Annotated in this window: 17 protein-coding genes and 1 pseudogene; 8 read left to right on the top strand and 10 right to left on the bottom strand. The window is 52.9% G+C overall.

Features of this window, described 5'->3' with window-relative positions; genetic code table 11:
- The 4 genes from M8370_RS20640 to M8370_RS20655 all read right to left on the bottom strand — a co-directional run.
- A partial coding sequence (locus M8370_RS20640) for an alpha/beta hydrolase family protein (RefSeq protein ID WP_502799571.1) occupies positions 1–809 on the bottom strand: 809 nt, incomplete at its 3' end.
- A gap of 27 nt (positions 810–836) precedes the next feature.
- Positions 837–2,195, bottom strand: a complete 1,359-nt coding sequence (locus tag M8370_RS20645) for a TolC family outer membrane protein (RefSeq protein WP_250021656.1) — start codon at positions 2,193–2,195, stop codon at positions 837–839.
- A 2-nt stretch (positions 2,196–2,197) separates the two neighbouring features.
- A complete protein-coding gene (locus tag M8370_RS20650; protein WP_250021657.1) occupies positions 2,198–3,511 on the bottom strand; it encodes an HlyD family type I secretion periplasmic adaptor subunit in 1,314 nt (437 codons plus the stop codon).
- Positions 3,504–5,228 carry a type I secretion system permease/ATPase gene (locus tag M8370_RS20655; RefSeq protein WP_284038919.1) on the bottom strand — a complete coding sequence of 575 codons (1,725 nt, stop codon included), beginning with the start codon at positions 5,226–5,228 and terminating at the stop codon, positions 3,504–3,506. The genes M8370_RS20650 and M8370_RS20655 overlap by 8 nt, the downstream gene beginning before the upstream one ends.
- Before the next feature lie 471 nt (positions 5,229–5,699).
- Between M8370_RS20655 and M8370_RS20660 the strand changes: the two are divergent.
- The 6 genes and pseudogenes from M8370_RS20660 to sapF form a co-directional block, all read left to right on the top strand.
- Positions 5,700–5,864, top strand: a pseudogene (locus tag M8370_RS20660) (site-specific integrase); the annotation flags it as partial.
- Between the two features lie 66 nt (positions 5,865–5,930).
- Positions 5,931–7,571: an ABC transporter substrate-binding protein SapA gene (gene sapA, locus M8370_RS20665; protein ID WP_038419595.1), complete on the top strand. Its 1,641-nt coding sequence runs from the start codon at positions 5,931–5,933 to the stop codon at positions 7,569–7,571.
- A complete protein-coding gene (gene sapB, locus M8370_RS20670; RefSeq protein WP_013096396.1) occupies positions 7,568–8,533 on the top strand; it encodes a putrescine export ABC transporter permease SapB in 966 nt (321 codons plus the stop codon). The genes sapA and sapB overlap by 4 nt, the downstream gene beginning before the upstream one ends.
- Positions 8,520–9,410, top strand: coding sequence for a putrescine export ABC transporter permease SapC (sapC, locus tag M8370_RS20675; protein WP_013096395.1), 891 nt, complete (start codon positions 8,520–8,522; stop codon positions 9,408–9,410). Before sapB ends, sapC begins: the two co-directional genes overlap by 14 nt.
- The gene (gene sapD / locus M8370_RS20680; protein WP_013096394.1) at positions 9,410–10,402 is read left to right on the top strand and encodes a peptide ABC transporter ATP-binding protein SapD; all 993 of its coding nucleotides are present in this window, start codon (positions 9,410–9,412) and stop codon (positions 10,400–10,402) included. The genes sapC and sapD overlap by 1 nt, the downstream gene beginning before the upstream one ends.
- 1 nt (position 10,403) lies before the next feature.
- Entirely contained in the window at positions 10,404–11,210 is an 807-nt protein-coding gene (sapF, locus tag M8370_RS20685; protein WP_013096393.1) for a putrescine export ABC transporter ATP-binding protein SapF, read from the top strand.
- A 9-nt stretch (positions 11,211–11,219) separates the two neighbouring features.
- On the opposite strand, the gene M8370_RS20690 is transcribed toward sapF, so the two are convergent.
- Positions 11,220–11,810 (bottom strand): TetR/AcrR family transcriptional regulator, encoded by a 591-nt coding sequence (locus M8370_RS20690; protein ID WP_250021659.1) that lies wholly within the window; start codon positions 11,808–11,810, stop codon positions 11,220–11,222.
- A gap of 134 nt (positions 11,811–11,944) precedes the next feature.
- Here M8370_RS20690 and M8370_RS20695 point away from each other — a divergent pair, with 134 nt between their 5' ends.
- Both M8370_RS20695 and M8370_RS20700 read left to right on the top strand, forming a co-directional pair.
- Complete coding sequence (locus M8370_RS20695; protein WP_250021660.1) at positions 11,945–12,346, top strand: RidA family protein; 402 nt, start codon at positions 11,945–11,947, stop codon at positions 12,344–12,346.
- Positions 12,347–12,406: 60 nt separating this feature from the next.
- Positions 12,407–13,231 carry a helix-turn-helix transcriptional regulator gene (locus tag M8370_RS20700; RefSeq protein WP_250021661.1) on the top strand — a complete coding sequence of 275 codons (825 nt, stop codon included), beginning with the start codon at positions 12,407–12,409 and terminating at the stop codon, positions 13,229–13,231.
- Between the two features lie 2 nt (positions 13,232–13,233).
- Here the strand turns inward: M8370_RS20700 and M8370_RS20705 are convergent, their stop codons facing one another.
- From M8370_RS20705 to pgaA, 5 genes are all read right to left on the bottom strand, one after another.
- Positions 13,234–14,583: a sensor domain-containing diguanylate cyclase gene (locus tag M8370_RS20705; protein WP_228486034.1), complete on the bottom strand. Its 1,350-nt coding sequence runs from the start codon at positions 14,581–14,583 to the stop codon at positions 13,234–13,236.
- Positions 14,584–14,651: 68 nt separating this feature from the next.
- Positions 14,652–15,047, bottom strand: coding sequence for a poly-beta-1,6-N-acetyl-D-glucosamine biosynthesis protein PgaD (gene pgaD / locus M8370_RS20710; RefSeq protein WP_102752864.1), 396 nt, complete (start codon positions 15,045–15,047; stop codon positions 14,652–14,654).
- 1 nt (position 15,048) lies between these two features.
- Complete coding sequence (pgaC, locus tag M8370_RS20715) at positions 15,049–16,374, bottom strand: poly-beta-1,6-N-acetyl-D-glucosamine synthase (RefSeq protein ID WP_250021662.1); 1,326 nt, start codon at positions 16,372–16,374, stop codon at positions 15,049–15,051.
- A complete protein-coding gene (gene pgaB / locus M8370_RS20720; protein WP_250021663.1) occupies positions 16,367–18,388 on the bottom strand; it encodes a poly-beta-1,6-N-acetyl-D-glucosamine N-deacetylase PgaB in 2,022 nt (673 codons plus the stop codon). Before pgaB ends, pgaC begins: the two co-directional genes overlap by 8 nt.
- 8 nt (positions 18,389–18,396) lie before the next feature.
- Positions 18,397–20,826: a poly-beta-1,6 N-acetyl-D-glucosamine export porin PgaA gene (pgaA, locus tag M8370_RS20725; RefSeq protein ID WP_102752861.1), complete on the bottom strand. Its 2,430-nt coding sequence runs from the start codon at positions 20,824–20,826 to the stop codon at positions 18,397–18,399.
- Positions 20,827–20,969: the final 143 nt, after the last annotated feature.

Here is a 20,969-nt window from a genome sequence, read left to right on the forward strand (position 1 = left end):
CCGGCCCAGGACGCCATATTCGCGATCGAAAAGATCTTACAATCGTTGGTCAGGCCGGCATAGTAATCATTAAAGGAGACGATGTTGTTGGTGCAGGTTTCAAGCGGCGTGTCGTGGTTAAATAAACTGTCCAGCGTCAAGCTGTGACCCGTTAACACACGAAATACCGGATCGTTCTCATAACCAATATTAAGCACTTTGTCATCGGCCAGGTTTTGAGTCGGAGAGGCGAATGCGACGTAGCTAGCGTCCTCAAAGAAACCACCCCACTGGCCCTGTGCGGACAGGGTTGCCATGCTGTTAACAGCCAGTCCGCCAAGACTATGTCCGGTAATGATGATGTCATTACCGGTCAGGCCATTTGCCGTGGCAAACGCGGCCACCGAACTCATGAGGTTTTTATACGCGTTGAGAACATAGTTATCCGCATAGCCGTCGACCAGTGCAGATAATACGTCGCTGACGGTATCCATCGCGGTATTGATGGTATGCTGAAGTGAAGGCGCGCTGGCGTAAGTGCCCGTCCCCCAGAAGCTAATGCCTATATTGACCAGCTTGCCATTGGCGTCATATTTTCCCATAACGTTGCATTCGGCACTGGTTTCAAGAAGACTTTCGCCATAAAAAGCACCATAGGGATTAGTACAGCCGCTGTAGTTAAGCGTGGTCCCGTCTAATACTTTCCAGCCATTTTCTTCTGTATAGGTATAATCAGCATACGTGGCTGCACCAAAATTGATACTTTCAATGGTCAGTGCATCCTTAATAAGCTGCGTGTTTTTCTCGCCCTGATAATCGAATACAGGCATAGTCGTCCCTCTGTTTATTATCAACAATCATTGAGCAAAATACGAATCAAGTAACATAACGTTATCATTGTTTATTTCGCCCGTCTGCGCGAGCAAACTGACCCATGCCTTAATGACAGCATGTTTTTCTGCAGTAAGCTCAACTTTGGTTTTATAGAAAGATTGTTCTGCATTTAATAAATCGATATTCATGCGCTGACCAGCCTGAATGCTTTTTTTCGTCGCTTCAATCTGACGCCTGGCGGCGTCCACCGCGGAAGCATAGGCAGCAAGGCGCTCTGACGCATGGAGGCATTTATTTAAGGATTTTTTAATTTCGCTGTAGGTCGCCAGCCGCTGTGCATCATGAAGATATTTTGCCTGCTCATAGCGGGCCGCTGCCTGACGCAGGGACGCTGAAACGCCGCCCCCGGAAAAGAGATCCATGCTGACGCGCAGGCCTATGCTGTCGGTACGATATTTCTGATGAATGGTATTGTCGTTGCTTGAATCGTTCTCCGAATGCATCGCGTAAAGCTGTACCCGGGGAAGCACGCCAGCGCGACTGCGTTCAATTTCATAGCGTTTTTCTTCCACGTTATGTCCGGCAGAAAGAATATCGGGATTATGCGCGGCCGCCTTTTGTTCCCAGTATCGATAGTCTCCTGATGCCAGCGGCAGCTTAAGCGGCTTTTCACCGAGTATCGGTAGCGCTGCCGTCTGCGAGAGATCCACACCCACGATCGCTGATAACGCAACGTTAGCCGTATCCAGCGTATCGCGCGCCTCCACCTCATCCGCAATCGCCAGGCTGAGCGCAGAGGCGGTCTCGGTGACATCCGTTACTGCGCCCTCACCGGCCTCAAACTGTCGCTGAGCCTGCTTTTTCTGCTCTTCCAGCCCCTGACGATGCAGAGCCGCAAGCTGGAGCCGTTGATGCGCCTCGGTAAGATCCAGCCAGGCGGTAATGAAGCGGTTTTGCAGATCAATCAGACTGCTTCGGTAGCGTTCATCAGACTGCATTTTTTTGATAATGCCGATGCGATACCCCGCATAGGCATCGTAATCAAACAGCGGCTGAACAACGGTAACCGATCCCGAATAACTGTCATATTGTTGATGCTGCACCACCTCAGAACGCTCCCCCAACAAATTTGTCTGCTGGTACTGCTGCCGCTGCCAGTTACGCGGTGCGCGTTGATAGCTAACGCTGACTTTTGGCAGTAACCCGGCGCGACCGATGGGGATGTACTCTTCTCCGGCAAGCTGATCCTTCACAGCAGCGCGGTACTGCGGATCGTTGTCCAGCGCCATGAACCAGCCCTGGGTCAGTGTCAGCGCATCTGCTGAAAAGGGCATCATCAGCACGAGCAGATACACAACAGGTATGAATTTTGCGGTAAGCATCTTTACTCCTCGATGAACGACCGCGATGCACGATCCACAATGGGTTTCAGCAGATAGCTCAACAGCGAGCGCTCTCCGGCTTTAATAAAGACCTCTACTGGCATACCCGGTTTAACCTCCTCGCTCTTCAGCTTTTTCATCCCCTCCGGCGTAACGGCGATCTGAATCTTGTAGTACGGCTGCTGGGTGGTGGGATCGGTCTGGCGATCCGCTGACACCAGCGATACCCGGGCCGGGATTTTCGGCGTGCTTTGCTGGTTGAAGGCGGTAAACATCAGGGTAACGGGCATGCCCTTATGGACTTTATCGATCAGGGCGACGTCAATTTGTGAGTCGATAATCAGGGGGGAGGCCTGCGGGACAATTTCCAGTAGCTGCTCGCCCGCGCTCACCACCGCGCTGTCGCTGGCAAGCGCGAGGTTCATTACCACACCATCCTGCGGTGCGACAACGCGGGTCAGGGAGAGATCGACACCGGAGAGCGTCAGCTGTTTTTTGCTCTCGCTGACCTGCAGGCGAAGCTGGTCAATTTGCGTTTCAATATCTTTCCGGTTATCAATCAACCGCTGCTGCATGCCGCGTTTGAGCTGGGCGATCTGATTCCCTAACTCTACGATTTTGCTGCGGGTTTCACCCACCTCGCCCGCCAGAGACGCCGATTGCACCTGGATATCGAGATAGCGGTTACGGGGGAAATAGCCCTCTTCCATTAGTGGTTTCAGGTCTTTGAGTTGACGATTTAACAGTGCGAGTCCTTGCGCTTTCGTCTCGCAGGTTCTGGCAAGCGAATCGCGCTGGCGAGCCAGCCCTGCAATGGCCTGAGCGTCATTTTCCTGAGCATTTTTCAGCGCCTCCTGTCGGGCCTGCATAAGCTGGCGTTGCTGAGCCACTATGGGCTTGATCGCATCCCGCAGGGCTTCGTCTTCTGTCTCAGGGGGTAAGGTCAGCGTTTGCATGCCCGACAGCTCAGACTGCAGGCGGCTTTCAGCAATGAGCGACGTCAGATAATGCTGGCGCGCAGCGGAGAGTTGGGCGAGCGTCGATTGCTGGCTGAGCAGCACCAGCAGGTCGCCTTTATGTACCGTCTGCCCCTCTTTGACGGCGATGCTTGTCACCACACCGCCTGTAGGTGCCTGAACGGCCTTACGGTAGCCGTCCACCACCACGGTTCCGGTGGAAACAACACCTTTATCCAGCGGCGCAAATGCCGCCCAGAGCAAGAAAGATCCCAGACCTGCCAGCAACACTACCCAGCCAAGGCGGACAAACGGAACGACGTCAACAAGGGGCGTCTTCTGCGCATCGCTATTATGCATGGACTTTTCCTTGTTCAGCAGGGACGCTGTTTGTCTTATTTACCGGGCGAGCTGACTGCTGTAAGAGTTGTGCCGTTGGGCCATAAAGCTTGGTTTTTCCGCCTTCCAGGACGAGCAGATGGCTGGTCAGCGGCAATATTCCCGGACGATGAGAAATGATGACGACGCTTTTTTTCTGCTGCCGGAGCTGCCGGATAACCTGCTGCAAAGCCTGCTCACCCGATTCATCGAGGTGAGCGTTGGGCTCATCAAGGATCACCAGTGCCGGATTGCCGTACAGCGCCCGGGCCAGGCCAATGCGCTGTTTTTGTCCACCCGACAGGGCCATCCCCTGCTCGCCGGTCAGGGTGTTATACCCGTCAGGCATACGCAAAATCATGTCGTGGATCCCGGCCTGCTTTGCCGTGGCGATCAGTTGCGTTGAATCAATCTCCCCAAACTGGGCAATATTCTCAGCGAGGGTTCCCGTGAAAAGCGTAACGTCCTGCGGCAAGTAGCCGATTCCGGGACCCGGCTTCTGCTTCTGCCACTGGTAAATATCTGCCCCATCCAGCCTGACATCCCCCTCTCCGGCAGGCCAGACACCGCACAACACTCTGGCGAGACAGGATTTCCCCGATGCACTGGCTCCCACAATTCCCAGCACCTCACCCGGGTTTACCCGCAGAGTGATGTTTTGCAGTATGGGTTGCCGGGGGTTTCCAGGAGGGAAAACGGTGACATTCTCAACCGTGAGCACTCCCTGCGCAGCCGGCAGGCGTATGCTCTCCTGCGCCGGGGGAAAGTCTCCCGTCAGACGAACCACGCGTTCCCATGCCAGACGAGCTGACCGGTAGCCTTTCGCCACGCTGATGAGTTGTTCCACCGGTGACAGCGCTCTTCCGAGCAAAATTGAGCCCGCGATCATCATACCCGGCGAGATGTCTCCCAGAATCGCCAGCCAGCAGCCCAGCCCCAACATCAGGGACTGAAGCGCCATGCGTACGGTTTTGGTGACGGCAGACATCAATACAGCGCGTTCACTGGCCGCACTCTGGCTATAAAGGAACTGTTGATGTCCGCGCCACCAGCGCGCCTTAACGTTGTCAGTCATCCCCAGGGCATGCAGCGTCTCAGCAGATTGTAAGGAGCTGTTAGCCTGGTGATTTGAGATCAAGGCATACCCCCCCGCTTCATTCAAAAGTTGACGCGTCGTTTTTTCGTTAATAAACGCCAGGGCCAGCAGCAGACATGCGCCTGAAAGCGAGAACACCCCGAGCCAGGTGTTAAAAAGAAAAATAACGCCGAGGTAAACGGGAAACCAAATGGAATCAAAAACCGCAAATAACGCCGGGCCGGTAACAAACTGGCGTATAACGGTGAGGTCGCTGATAGCCTGCCCGGCATTCGGGCTGTGCTTAACGAGATTACTTTCACATGCAGCGGTATAGATTGCAGGCGAAAGCGCATTATCAAACTGATTACCCAATCGGATGATGACGATGCCACGCGCGTAATCAAGGAGTGCCATGACGGCAAACATAAATAACACCAGCAGCGTCAACATAAAAAGCGTTGTGGTATTCCCGGATGACAGCGCGCGATCGTAAACCTGCAACATATAAATAGATGGTGCCAGCATCAGTATATTTATGACCGATGAGAAAAACGCAATCGTCACGAATATGCGCGTGCGAACGCGTGCAAAATTCTTAATTAGCCCCAAAGGTTCAATCATTCCCTAACTCTCTGATGTTTTGGTCACTTCTCATGCCATGAGAAAGACGCGAGACGTCCATGATGAAAAAGATTTAACATTAAATATAAAAAAGCAGACAATCAGGCGCAGTGCCGTTCGGTATGCCCCAACAGAAAACTGTAATTTTCTTAGATGTTATGATGATTCATTTTATTCTTTTTTTCTTTCACCCTGCCAAATTGCAGGATCAGAGGGTCAGTATATAAATCAACATTACTCGTAACGCAACCATTAATTAAGCAAGTATACGTTTAGTGAATATTTCTTATTGTAATACATCGACTCAATAATAATTCACGCCATCACATCATGCTTGCACAGGATAAACAGCGCGCACTTTATTATGGGGTTTTATTGCCCACCCAATATCGCATCGCGAGGTAACGGGAAGATGTCAGTCGTGAGTTCCATCAGCCAATCACGCACGCAGTTGCTAACCGCATACGGTCTGTCGGGGCGAATCCTTCGTTTATAGCGAGTCAGACAGGGCATGAAAATGCTAAGATGGTTTATGAGGTATATTCAAAGTGGAGAGTCGGTATGAACGCCGATCAGGTTGGTATGCTGAATGAGCGACTGCAAACGCTACTGCCCCCAGGATGCCCTCAGGGATAAACGACACTGGATAATTTCGTTTAATATTAGTAAGATAGCCACTTAACATATCATACCTTAAAAATTATGCGTCTGGTTTTATCGTCCTTTTTTGCACTCAGTCTGTTCAGTAGCCAGGCCTTTGCTGCCCCCGAGCCAACTGAGCAGCCTGATATTCGTGACAGTGGCTTCGTCTACTGCGTCAGCGGACAGGTTGATACCTTCAACCCACAAAAAGCGGGTAGCGGCCTGATTGTGGATACTCTCGCCGCTCAGCTTTACGACCGTCTGCTTGATGTTGATCCGTACACCTACCGTCTGGTGCCGGAGCTGGCGGAAAGCTGGGAGGTGCTGGACAACGGCGCAACTTACCGTTTCCGTCTGCGTGATGACGTTGCGTTTCAGCATACGCCGTGGTTTACCCCCACGCGCAAGCTGAATGCAGACGATGTGGTCTTTACGTTCCAGCGTATCTTCAACCGCCATCACCCCTGGCATAACGTCAACGGGGGGAACTTCCCCTATTTCGACAGCCTGCAGTTTGCCGACACCGTTAAAAGCGTGCGCAAACTGGATAACCGGACGGTTGAATTTTCCCTGACGCGCCCGGATGCCTCTTTCCTCTGGCATCTGGCGACCCACTATGCGTCCGTCATGTCCGCTGAGTACGCGGCAAAGCTGAACAAGCAGGATCGTCAGGAGCTGCTTGACCGCCAGCCGGTCGGCACCGGTCCGTTCCAGCTGGCCGAATACCGCGCCGGGCAATATATTCGCCTGCAGCGCCACGAACACTTCTGGCGCGGCACGCCGCTGATGCCGCAGGTTGTGGTCGACCTCGGGTCTGGCGGTACAGGACGGCTCTCAAAGCTGCTGACCGGCGAATGTGATGTGCTGGCCTGGCCTGCCGCCAGCCAGCTCACTATTTTACGCGACGATCCGCGCCTGCGCCTGACGCTGCGCCCGGGTATGAACATTGCCTATCTCGCTTTTAACACCGATAAGCCGCCGCTGAATAACCCGGCAGTTCGTCATGCGCTGGCGCTGGCCATTAACAACCAGCGTTTGATGCAGTCCATTTATTACGGCACCGCGGAAACCGCCGCCTCTATTCTACCGCGCGCCTCGTGGGCGTATGACGGTGAAGCCAAAATCACGGAATACAATCCGGCAAAAGCACGCGAACAGCTTAAAGCGTTGGGCGCTGAAAACCTGACGCTGCAGCTCTGGGTACCGACCAGCTCTCAGGCATGGAACCCTAGCCCGCTGAAAACCGCCGAGCTGCTGCAGGCCGATATGGCGCAGGTCGGTGTAAAAGTGATCATCGTTCCGGTTGAAGGGCGTTTCCAGGAAGCGCGCCTGATGGATATGAACCATGACCTTACGCTGACGGGCTGGGCGACTGACAGTAACGACCCGGACAGTTTCTTCCGTCCGTTGTTAAGCTGCGCGGCAATAAACTCACAGACCAACTACGCTCACTGGTGCAACCGCGAGTTTGACGCCGTTCTGCAAAAAGCGCTGGCGTCACAACAGCTCTCGTCACGCATTGATGCCTATGATGAAGCGCAAAAGATCCTCGCTAAGGAACTGCCCGTGCTGCCGCTGGCCTCTTCCCTGCGTCTGCAGGCCTATCGTTACGATATTAAAGGCCTGGTATTGAGCCCGTTTGGCAACGCCTCCTTCGCCGGGGTCGACCGTGAAAAAGAACAAGAGGTGAAAAAACCATGATCATTTTTACCTTGCGTCGACTCCTGTTACTGCTGGTGACGCTCTTTTTACTGACCTTCGTGGGCTTCAGTCTGAGCTACTTTACGCCGCACGCCCCGCTTCAGGGATCGTCGCTGTGGGATGCCTGGCTGTTCTGGTTCAACGGCCTGCTGCACTGGGATTTTGGCGTCTCCAGTATCAACGGACAGCTTATCTCTGAGCAGTTGAAAGACGTGTTCCCGGCCACGATGGAACTCTGCATTCTGGCCTTCGGCTTTGCCCTGATGGTGGGCATTCCGGTGGGCATGCTGGCGGGGATTTATCGCAATAAATGGCAGGATAAATTTATCAGCGCCCTCGCCCTGCTCGGCTTTTCTATCCCGGTCTTCTGGCTGGCGCTGTTGCTGACGCTGTTCTTCTCTCTGACGATGGGCTGGCTGCCGGTTTCAGGCCGCTTTGACCTCCTCTACACGGTTAAATCGGTGACCGGTTTCGCCATTATTGATGCATGGCTATCTGATTCCGTCTGGCGTCACGAAATGATCGTCAGCGCCCTGCGTCATATGGTGTTGCCGGTGCTAACGCTTGCGGTGGCGCCAACAACCGAAGTGATCCGCCTGATGCGCCTGAGCACCATGGAAGTGTTTGATCAGAACTACGTTAAAGCCGCGGCCACGCGCGGGCTCTCACGCCTGACTATCTTACGTCGTCACGTACTGCATAACGCGCTCCCGCCGGTCATTCCGCGCCTTGGGCTGCAGTTTTCGACCATGCTGACTCTGGCGATGATCACCGAGATGGTCTTTAGCTGGCCAGGTCTGGGACGGTGGCTCATTAACGCCATTCGTCAGCAGGATTACGCCGCCATTTCAGCAGGCGTCATGGTGATTGGTTCGCTGGTGATTATTGTTAACGTGATTTCCGATATTTTGGGTGCAATGGCCAACCCGTTGAAGCATAAGGAATGGTATGCCTTACGATAGCGTATACAGTGAAAAGCGCACGCCCGGTGCGCTACGTACCGTGTGGCGTAAATTCTATGGTGACACCACGGCAATGATCGGCCTGTACGGCTGTGCCGGTCTGGTCTTGCTGTGCGTATTTGGATCGTGGTTTGCGCCATACGGTATCGACCAGCAGTTCCTCGGCTATCAACTGTTGCCCCCGTCGTGGTCGCGCTATGGGGAAGTTTCCTTCTTCCTGGGCACCGACGATCTGGGCCGTGATGTGCTGAGCCGCCTGCTGAGCGGTGCCGCCCCAACGGTGGGTGGCGCGTTTGTGGTGACGCTTGCCGCCACAGTTTGCGGTCTGGCGCTGGGCATTTTTGCTGGCTCCACCCACGGTCTGCGCTCGGCGGTGCTGAATCACATTCTGGACACCCTGCTCTCTATCCCATCGCTGCTGCTGGCGATCATTGTGGTGGCCTTTGCCGGGCCGCACCTGATGCATGCCATGTTTGCCGTGTGGCTGGCTATCCTGCCCCGTATCGTTCGCTCTGTGTACAGCATGGTGCATGACGAACTGGAGAAAGAGTATGTTGTTGCTGCCCGTCTGGACGGTGCCACCACGCTGAATATTCTCTGGTTTGCCGTCCTGCCGAATATCGCAGCCGGGCTGGTCACCGAGATCACCCGCGCCCTGTCGATGGCGATACTGGATATCGCTGCGCTGGGTTTCCTCGATTTGGGTGCCCAACTGCCGTCACCGGAATGGGGTGCGATGCTGGGCGATGCGCTGGAGCTTATCTACGTCGCCCCGTGGACAGTTATGTTACCGGGTGCGGCCATTATGGTCAGCGTGTTGCTGATTAACCTGCTGGGCGACGGTATTCGCCGCGCAATTAATGCGGGGGTGCAATAATGCCGCTTCTTGATATCCGCAACCTCACCATCGAGTTTAAAACCGGTGAGGGCTGGGTTAAGGCTGTCGATCGAATCAGCATTACCCTTGCTGAAGGTGAAATTCGCGGGCTGGTGGGCGAATCCGGCTCCGGGAAAAGCCTCATCGCCAAAGCCATTTGTGGTGTAGCGAAGGACAACTGGCGCGTCACCGCCGACCGCATGCGGTTTGATGATATCGACCTGCTGCGCCTTTCTCCGCGCGAGCGTCGCAAGCTGGTGGGCCATAACGTCTCGATGATTTTCCAGGAGCCACAATCCTGCCTTGACCCGTCCGAGCGCGTAGGCAAGCAGCTGATGCAAAATATCCCCGGCTGGACCTATAAAGGCCGCTGGTGGCAGCGTTTCGGCTGGCGCAAACGCCGCGCCATTGAGCTGCTGCACCGCGTCGGGATCAAAGATCATAAAGACGCAATGCGCAGTTTCCCCTACGAACTCACCGACGGTGAATGCCAGAAAGTGATGATCGCCATCGCGCTGGCCAATCAGCCGCGTCTGTTGATTGCGGATGAACCAACAAACGCCATGGAGCCGACCACGCAGGCGCAGATATTCCGTCTGCTGACGCGGCTGAATCAGAATAACAACACCACCATTTTGCTAATCAGTCACGACCTGCAAATGCTCAGCAAATGGGCGGATAAAATTGATGTGATGTACTGTGGGCAAACGGTGGAAACCGCCCCCAGTGAAGATCTGATCACCACGCCGCACCATCCCTACACCCAGGCGCTGATTCGTGCGATCCCGGATTTTGGCAGCGCCATGCCGCACAAGAGCCGTCTGAACACGCTGCCGGGTGCGATCCCGCTTCTGGAATCATTGCCGATAGGCTGTCGTCTTGGGCCACGTTGCCCGTATGCTCAGCGTAAGTGTATTGAAACGCCGCGTCTGACGGGGGCGAAAAACCATCTTTACGCCTGTCATTTCCCGCTGAACATGGAGAGAGAGTGAAATGGTCGAAACCTTACTGGAAGTACGCAACCTGAGTAAGACCTTTCGCTACCGCACCGGGCTGTTCCATCGCCAGACCGTGGAAGCGGTGAAACCGCTGAGCTTTACGCTGCGTGAAAAGCAGACGCTGGCGATTATTGGCGAGAATGGTTCCGGCAAATCCACGCTGGCTAAAATGCTGGCGGGCATGGTTGAGCCAAGCGGCGGTGAAGTGCTGATTGACGATCATCCGCTGGCATTCGGCGATTACTCCTTCCGCAGCCAGCGCATCCGCATGATCTTCCAGGATCCCTCCACCTCGCTCAATCCGCGCCAGCGTATTTCGCAGATCCTGGATTTCCCGCTGCGGCTGAATACCGATCTGGAGCCTGACGCTCGCCGTAAACGTATCTTTGAAACCCTGCGTATGGTCGGTCTGCTGCCCGATCACGAAAGTTACTATCCGCATATGCTGGCTCCGGGACAGAAACAGCGTCTGGGGCTGGCGCGCGCCCTGATTTTGCGCCCGAAGGTGATTATTGCTGACGAAGCCCTCGCCTCACTGGACATGTCGATGCGTTCGCAGTTAATTAACCTGATGCTGGAACTGCAGGAAAAACAGGGGATCTCTTATATCTACGTCACCCAACATCTTGGCATGATGAAACACATCAGCGACCAGGTGATGGTCATGCATCAGGGTGAAGTTGTCGAGCGCGGCAGCACAGCGGATGTGCTGGCCTCCCCACTCCACGATTTAACAAAACGCCTGATTGCCGGACATTTTGGTGAAGCGCTAACTGCTGATGCATGGAGAAAAGATCGTTAAAAATATCCCTTAGCTATTGCGTAACCCGCCAGCCAGAAGAGTGAATACCTCAATGGCATGGGGTAGCGTTTTCTGCGGGTCGTCACTCGCGGCAATGAGCAAGGCAGCATTCAGCGCAGCGCCATTCAGCAAATGGGCTGCGACTTTTGCATCAACCGGTTTAAGAACGTCGCATGCGATCATTTTTTCGATGGTGTGACGAGTCGACTCCAGGCAACTGTTCTGGCTAGGCCATTGCGCCGGGTCGCCCAGAACAGCTGGACCATCAAGAAGAACGATACGCTGCACTTCCGGAACCAGCGCCATTTTGATATAAGCGACGCCTTCCGCCAGCAACCTCTCCCAGTCATTTTCCGCAGTGGAAGCAATGGCTTTCGCTTTTTCAGCCATTTCACTGTCTATCTTTGCGACTACAGCCGCCAGTAACCCTTTCTTATCGCTGAAATTATGGTACAGCGCACCGCGCGTTAAGCCCACGCTGGCAGTCAGTTCATCCATTGAGGCAGCGGCATATCCTTTTTCAGCAAACGCCTTACGGGCTGCCTGTATCATTTTTTCGCGATTTTCCTGTGCCGTCTCAGCACGACGTTTTGCAGCCATGGGGGTTCCTTGGTTAAGCAGCGTTATCCATTTGACATACACGGCGTATGTGGATTACATTTTTTCACATACATCGCGTATGTTACTTCTACTTTGTCATCACGACAATAACCTCGACTATAAAAGGAAATGCTATGCACCCACGTGAACCTGTATTCCCGGCCAACCGTCATGCCCTCTATCAAGAGCATGGCTATTCTGCTGCCATCCGCTCGGGCGATTTGTTATTTGTTTCTGGCCAGGTCGGCAGCCGCAGCGATGGCACACCTGAGCCTGATTTCGCCGCTCAGGTACAGCTCGCATCTGATAACCTCCAGGCTACCCTTGCGGCCGCGGGATGTACCTTTGACGATATTATCGATGTAACGACATTTCACACCGACCCTGAAAACCAGTTTCCCGTCATTATGCAGGCGAAAAAAATGGCGTTCCCGCGTCCTCCTTACCCAAACTGGACTGCCATAGGCGTTAACTGGCTCGCTGGTTTTGATTTTGAAATTAAAGTTATTGCCAGAATCCCTTCGCCAGTCAATTAACTTCCGGCATAATTTGCCCAGCATGAAACTCATTTACGTTAAGTAATAACTGACACGCCAATGAAAGACAGCATCAGAAGGTATATTCTCTCCTGGGTGGAGGAAAATAACTTTACTATTTTACATATTGATGACTTGGTTGCGGATATCGGATACAGCAGACGAACCATTGAAACCTGGTTTAAGGAGCACTATCACCTCTCGTTAGGAGAATATATTCTCAGAAGAAGGCTGAGCCGTGCTGCTATTATGCTAAGGATGACGTCGATTCCGGTGACGGATATTGCTTATCTTTTCCATTACCAGAGTAGCCAGGGTTTTTCCAGAGCCTTTAAAAAAATGACCGGGCTGACACCCTCTGAGTACAGACGTGCCAGAGTGTGGAATTTTGATGTTTTACAGCCCTCTTTTTTATTAAGCGACCATCAAACTCCAGAACTCGAAATTTGTGAACTGAATGAAACATTTCTCTATACCCATCAAATTATCGAACATGATCATCTTTTTGATACCTCGGTCCATGATATTACTAAAAAAATCAAGAAGCTGCTTATCGAAAATCGTCATGAGATTGATCGCATCACCCTTGTGCCTCGCCCACCCGAACGCTTAGGCAAAAGCCGATCTTATCTTGTTGAGGTCTTAATCTCGTATTCCTTACAAAGCGACACGACTGCAAAAAGAGGGACGTGCGTAGTAAAAGGAAAATACGCAAAAATGACCTTCAGCGGTAGCTGGGAGGGCTACAGCGCCTTTAACAAAATTGCCTTCGTTAAAGCAATGGTTAAAAAGCGTCTGGCGTTGCGCGAGGGCATTTATTTAATGCAGTTTAATTCTTACAGCGATGAGCATGTTAATTTTGACGTTTTTATCCCCATTTTATAAGCTCACCCACATTCTGCGTGTCTGCTTACGATTCTGTTTTTACCGTTGTGCTTGGCCTCATAGAGCGCCTCATCCACGTTACGAATAATATCGGTGCTGTTAAGGTTGCTCTGAATGGCTGAGCACACGCCGATACTCAGCGTCACCTCTGCAGGAAGCGCGTAAAGGTTACCCTGTCCGGTCCGGTGCTGGACATTATGGCGAATACGCTCGGCAACGGATACCGCCAGGCTCTCGTCAGTATTCGGTAGCAGAAGACCAAACTCCTCACCGCCCAGTCTGGCAAAAATATCCTTATCCCGGATACTGTCTTTGATAATATCCACCACCGCCAGAAGGACGCGATCCCCTACCGGATGACCCCAGGTATCATTAATAGACTTAAAGTTGTCGATATCCAGCATCATTATGCTCGTGCCTTTTTCTGTCCTGAGCATGCGGTTCCGTTGAAGCGCCTCATAAAAATACTTACGGTTGAAGATCTGCGTAAGCGGATCGCGATTAATTCGATCGCCAAAAATCTTTAACGTGCTGAATACGTGAAATAACAAGGTGAAAATAACAAATAATTTACTAAATACCTCTACTGTACGGCTAATATACCAGAGTGACATATTATACGTATCGAGCAGCAACAGGAAAAAGTTGTAAATGATGGCGGAGAGACACACCACGATAATACTGTTCCACATGCCTGAAGACAGTCGCGTCACATAGGTCATATAGCAGAGTAAAAACGACCAGAGCGTGATCAGAACGTTAACGTACCGGACATCCCAGACGGGAGCATGCTGGTCACGACCATCTGCCGCTATCGTTAATGATAATGCAGGATGATAGCTGCTCATATAATGGGCCAGAACCGGGAACACAACCAGCGGAATAAATAATGTTAACGCCAGGCTGAACTTATTAATCCGTCCTGACGACGAACGTGTTGTGATTTTTTCCACCCGAACGGCGAGCGCCAGTAAAAAGATAAAGCTTAGTTGCCTGAAAAAATAGAATACAGCCGTGTCGTTTGTTTTTACCGCATTAGAAAAACCAGCGTGTTCAGGATATTGAATAATAACGATCGTTTCAATGAAATAAACCAGTCCACTTAAAAACGCCATACTCAGAATCAATGAGGACAGGTGTGTTCTGTCAGACGCATACTGCATCTGGATGAAAATAAAGATGATGGTATCCAGAAAGAACAGCGCAATCATGACGATTAAATATGTGGTCATGGGTACTCTGAAGCCTGGATTATCATTTACGCAAAAAGAGTTTACCGCGATCATCAGTGCAAACAGAAATGCACCGGAAAGCATGATCATTTTCTCGGCCAACGTAATGTTATTCATCATCCTTCTTACCGCATAACTATAAAGACGCAAACCGCCCCCTGACCGGCACGGTCAGGGGGATCGTACTACTACTCTGAGGTGACATTTACCACGTCACCATGGTTGTCAAAATCAACGTATAACTTTTTATTAGCCTGGAACTGCTGATAAACCGGCTGGGAAAGTGAAAAGCTCATCGCCAGTTCCGCCTCACTCGCCACACGGGCAGGAGGAACCGCAATTCTCTGATGCTTATAGCGGTTGTAGATCGCCCAGAGCACCAGTACCAGCGCGTTAAGTATCGCCAGGATGAAATAGAAGAACAGCCGCAAAAAAGCGTCATTCCCCTGCGTAAACCCCTTCAGGAATAAAGCGATAAACCCCGAGGCAAAGTACACAAACATAGCCCACAAAAGACAGGTTACGATCAGTTCCAGACACTCCCGGAAGACGCTTTTTTGCGAATTGATAATCCAGTGTTTCATGTTACCCCCTTGCAATCCCGCGATCCGGACTGACCCAACGCGCACGGGTGCTACGGGGATTCAGCATCACAACAGTGAACGCGACAAGCGTGGTGAATAAACTGATAAGCCAGAAGATGATCGGATACCAGATGATCCAGAACAGCGTGGCAACGACGTTATGCTCATAGCGGTACTCAATCAGGATACTCACCAGGAATTGCACCAGACACAGGCTGCAAAGCAGCACTCCGGCATTTTCTGACACCGATGAAATGGAGAGCCCTCCCGTTGATCCGTTCTGGATTACCTCCGCCAGGATGACCAACCCACTGACCAGGCAGGTGAATGCCCATGCCGTCGTCGCGCAATATTCCATAAAAAGGGGCCACATATGCCTGTGTTTCCAGCGCCAGAGGGAGCCCATGTTTTTCAGGAAAACCTCCGCGCCCCCCTTCGCCCAACGTAAACGCTGTTTCCACAGCCCGCGCAGCGTTTCCGGCATTAAAATCCAGCACAGCGCCCGCGGTTCATAGAACACAGACCAGCGACGAAGCTGTAGTTTCCAGCTGATATCAATATCCTCCGTGATCATGTCATCGCTCCAGTAACCCACATCCGCCAGCGCGCTCCGGCGGAACGCCGCAATTACCCCTGAAACGGTAAACACCTGGCCATAGACCCGTTGCGTACGTTTGATAAGACCAATGATCGATGAAAATTCACCGACCTGGACTTTGCCGATTAACGTTGAGCGGGTGCGGATCCGCGGATTGCCGGTCACAGCCCCCACACGCGGGTTATCAATCATCGGCGCGACAAGCCAGGCTGCGGCGTCACGATCCAGACAGGCGTCGCCGTCAATGCAAACCAGAAACTCCCCTTTTGCAGCGGCGGCACCACTTTTCAACGCAATCGCTTTTCCCTGGTTCTCCATCAAATGCACAACACGCAGGCGGGGATAACGCTCGGCCAACATATTTAGCTGAAAGCCCGTGTCGTCCGACGATCCGTCATTCACTGCAATAACTTCAAAATTGTCATACCGCTGTGACATAGCCGCCGCGATGGTCTCCTGAATATTTTTCGATTCATTAAAACAAGGGATAACGATCGAAATTAAGGGGTTATCTTTAATCATCGGTACCGACGCATCTTTACCCCACTCCCAGTGCCGCTCGCGATAGAACCAGAAAAAGACGCTGCCTGCTATCCAGAATATCGACATAAAGAACGGCCAGAAAAAGACATATCTCAGCATCACCTCTGCGGAAAACAGCAGGGTTAACCCGACAGGGATACACAACACCAGAATTAAAATAACGATTGAGAAATAGCGATTATTCATCTTCAGGGTACCAGTTCGTTGAGAATTCCGGCCGAATAACATTTATTTTCGGCTGATTATTCAAAAAGTCATCAGGGTAATAGCCATAATGTTTCATTCCAGAGAGCTGCATAATACGCATCCACTCCGCAATCTTGCGGGATTCAATACGCTGGTGTTGCCCGTCCGGTCGCCAGTCCCGAGCCTGAAGCTCGATAATCATCTTATTTTTCCCGTCAGATAAAGCCGCTGCGCGCGCAATAAGTGCCTTAAACCACTTGTCGCTCTCCCGATCCTTCACACCCTCCATGTAGGGCATCGCCATGACGGCCGTCCAGTCATAGTGCGTAAGAAAGTCATTGGGGTTCTGTGCAAACCACGCTTCGCTTTTCGGTTCAATCAGCGGTAGCGCATACAGGTTACGCGCCGTTTTGATTTGCGGGCCACGGATAGCTTTTACTTTATCCGCCAGTTCAAGGGTGAAACGGGTGAGTGTTTCGGTTTTGAACCGGGTCCATGCCTCAAATTGCTGCGCGTCATCGCGAATTGCCCTGATATCACGGCTAAAACCCGCTTTTTCATAAGCGGCCAGTGCTACAGAGCTGGCGTCCTCCGTATCGGTCAGCACGGCGTCGTCATGAAAAAGAATGCCGTCAAACGAGGCATGCGCCGCCAGATCTTGATACATATCACCAATGCGCTGCCTCGCCTCAGCATCAAATGGTGACAGACGCCGATACTGTGATGGACTGACCTGAGGACGTTCGTCATCGTCTGCAGCCAGGCTATGCACGCGGGTTAAGTTTGCCGACATATCCCAGCTCAGGACCGGCATCCAGGCATAAACGGCCGCGTTTGCCCGGGTGCGAAGCTGCCACGCAATGCGACTGAAAATGTCAGCCTTCACCGGCAGCCAACGGTTTGGGAAGTAGACCGCCTTCACCAGACCATCACCCGCCGGATCGGCAAACGCCTGCAGGTAAACGGTGGTGATCCCCATATCTTTAACCCTCTGAATGAGGGCGTCGATATTTTTTTCCATCTGCCCGGCATCGGGATCAAACACATAGTCCAGATCGACATGCATCACGCGCTGGAACGCTTGTTCCTGCACCCCCGTCACCTGAAGCGCAAACTCTTCCAGGGTAGGGTTGCCATTTATCAAGATCCTCGGAATTGAATCCAGCTCCGTGGCCGTTGAAAGCCCATCCTCCAGCGTGAAAAACATGTCAAAGCCGAGAGCCTTAAGCTCCTGAATTGCCGTCCCGTTCGCCGCGCCATATGGCCACACCCAGGCCGTAGGGGCTTTACCGGTATGCGTCTTAAAGTGGCTTATCAGCATCTTTGCGTCTTGCCGTATGCGCGTCCGATACTCCTTTTCGGTTTCGTAGCGCTGATCGCTCTTGAGAAACCGACGATTCGCAAATGCAGGCAGCATGCTGCCGCTCGGATTCGCCAGGGTGCCAAAATGGCTGTTCCAGGTATGCGCACCTATCTCCACCAGCGGAGAACGGGAAAGCTCCTGTACCTGCTGCCAGGTTGCAAAGCGTTCACGCGCGATATTTTCATCGCCGTACTGCACCGGTTGCCCGGCGGGGGTGTCAATCCAGCTGCCAACCGGTGCCCATAAAGCAGGCCACTGAAAGGCAACAAGCAGCGGGAAGACACGCGTATAAAAGCTACTGAAGCCGTCGTCGAAGGACAATAAAACCGCTTTTTCCGGTAAGGGCTTACCCCCGCGGTGTGCCTCACGGATCTGCGCCAGGCTGACCGGCTTGTAGCCATTTTCACGTAGCCAGGCAAACTGCTCTTTTAGCGCGGAGGTGCGCACGGACATAAAACGCTGATCCGTTTCGCCATCTTCCACTTCATGATACGCAATCGTCACGAAGCCATTCGCCGGCCATGGCATTTCGGCACGTAACTTTTCGCGCAGGGCCGGGCTGGTATAGGCAGGCCCGCGCCCGTCGACGCACGCTGCTACGAGCATGATGCCAAGCAGCATGAGTAATGTTTGAAATCCTTTCCGTAACATACGTTGCCTCAGAATCGAAGGGTCACATTAAAATCAACAGATAGATTGTGTTCCTGCTTTCCGTCGTAGGGGCGTTTATCCCAGCGTATCGTCGCACTCGCTTCTCCCCCGTCGCGCCAGGACACGCGCTGTCCATAGCCCAGTTGGGTGATGAGCCCGCTGCCATAGCCCTTCTGCCACGCATTTCCTGCACCGGCGCTGAATCTCTGCGTCCAGCTGTTTTCGTACCGGCGCCACAGCCGATGATCCAGTGTCATCCCGGCCATCACGTCCATACGTTTTTCCGGACTGAAGTAAGGCACGTCTGACTGGCTGTTAATGCCGTAATAAACGCCCGGCTGGAGGTTCAGGCTCACATCAGGCGAAGCCCAGACCTGTTCCTGACCGTTGAGGAAATATTCATTCCGGTGGTTTCCGTCAGAGAAATCGGTCTTCAGATAGCCCGCGCTGTATTGTCGACTTTCATGCTGATACCAGCGTATCTCCACCCCACCGCTGTTCGCGGTAATGCCGTTTTTCATGGCACGCATCGGCGCATTACGCGACACACGTTCACCTTCCAGCCCCAACTGCCAGCTATCGTTAAAATCGATACGGGTCGAAAGCCGGGCCCCGATTTTTTGATCGCCACTGAAACGTCGGCCCGAGACTTCAGCCTCCGCCCAAAGGTCTCGCGAACGCCATTCCAGCCCCATGAGTCCGTCATGCACTACGCCTTTTCCCTCCTGGAAACGGCCGTCAAAAAAGCCGTAGCCAACGAATCCGCGCCAGTTATAGTTCAGCGGAGCGCTATAAAGGGTGCTGTTGAAGCTAACATCGTGACGTCCTGCGTCAGGAGAGTCAGAATCAATACCAACCGTTCCTGCCACCCGTAATTCTGCACGCTGGTGGGTAGCAAGCGCCCTACTGAGCTGCTTTACCGCCGCATTGTCAGGAGCGCGTTGCACCACATCCTTTGTCAGCTCCTCAGCCTGTTGCCACTCCTGAAGATCCAGCGCGGCATAGGCCTGTTCGGTTTCCAGGGCAATGCTGGACGGTTCAAGCAATTCGGCCTGCTTTAGGCTCTCTTCTGCGGCTCGTGGCAGTCCGCGTGCAAGAAGAACGCGCGCATGATCAATACGCAATCCCTGGTTACCCGGCGCCGCCTGCGCAAGGTTGCGCGTCAGTGATTCCGCTCGGGCCAGGTCCTGTTCGTACATCGCCAGCGAGGAACGGAACTGTTGCCCTTCAAGCCACTTATCATTCGGCACGGGCACTGACGATCCGCGTGGATAAACGGTGGCTGGCGTGGTATCAACGACGCGTTTCGTCAGCAGCATCGCAGGGCGGTAGTTTTCACTTTCCAGGTGGCTATAAAACAGATCGGCACGCTCCTCCTCCGAAATGTCATCGACCTTCTGGGGTGTCTGATAAAACAGCCTTGAGAGCATTGCCTGCGCCCGATCGGGCTGACCCGTTTTGAGATACGCCGACGCCACCCAGTACTGGGCATACTCCGGCAGCACGAAGTCATCCTGTTGCATCTGCTGATATTGCGCGATGACCTCTTCGTGGCGATTGCGTGAAAGCAAGGCCCCGAGTCTGTCGACGTAAATCCGGCGGTATACCGCGTCATACTCCGGCTTATTTTTCCACTCGGCGATCATCCCGTCATAAAGGGATAAAGCCCGATCGGCGATAACGTAGCGCTCTTTTTCGCTGCGGGTCGGCATGAACGCCAGCCTGACTAACTCAGCCGCAGCGTCCGCGCGCTCGCTGGCCTGTGGCTGTTTCCCCTGCGCCTGCACATGCTTGAGTTCGGCTGCCGGCAACTGATTGTTTGCCAGCGCCTCACGCCAGGCATCAAACAACGTTTCCGGGTGTGCTGACTGGCGCATCGCCTGTGTGATGGCCAGTAATTCTTCGGGGTAATGGCCGGCAAGCCTGTGTACATACGCTTCCGCCAGAGAATTTTTGCTGTCTGGCGCTCTTTTTTGCAGCAGGCGTATTTCGCGCAGCGCCCCGTCATACTCACCGCTGTCGGCGAGGGTCAATACTCTTCCCCGGCAAAACTCCGCCGTGTACGGGCTTTCATCACAGATACGGTCCCAGACTTGTAGCGCTTTTTTCCACTCCTGCTTATTGCGCCAGGCAACCGCCAGTGCGGCCAAGGCTCTCGCCGGCAGCGTGTAATTCTGGTGACGGGAATAGACCTCGATGACCTCGTCATTTTTGCCTGCCCAGAGGGCGATCTGCATCCAGTCGGCAACCTGAGATTCATCAAGCTGGTGATGACCCGAAAACCAGGTTAATGCAGGTTGTGTATTGCCTTTTCTCGCCTCGATAATCATGGCGTCGTACTGATTATTATCCGCGGGCATCATGGCCGACACCGTCACGTATGGGAGAGAAAACGTTCCGGCAATTAACGTTTTTGCTAATAACTGTGCAATCCTCATGCATATAATCCATATATCCGTATAAAATAAACTTAGCGCTGCATTTTATTTTGTATTAGATAACGTGAAAAATATTCTTCTCCTGACGCGTATTGAAAAAAATGGCGAAATTCAGCTAACTTACTTTCATATTTTTCCCTGTC

Origin of the sequence: Enterobacter cloacae complex sp. OE43NF (assembly GCF_023544405.1) — a bacterium.
GTDB lineage: Bacteria > Pseudomonadota > Gammaproteobacteria > Enterobacterales > Enterobacteriaceae > Enterobacter > Enterobacter cloacae.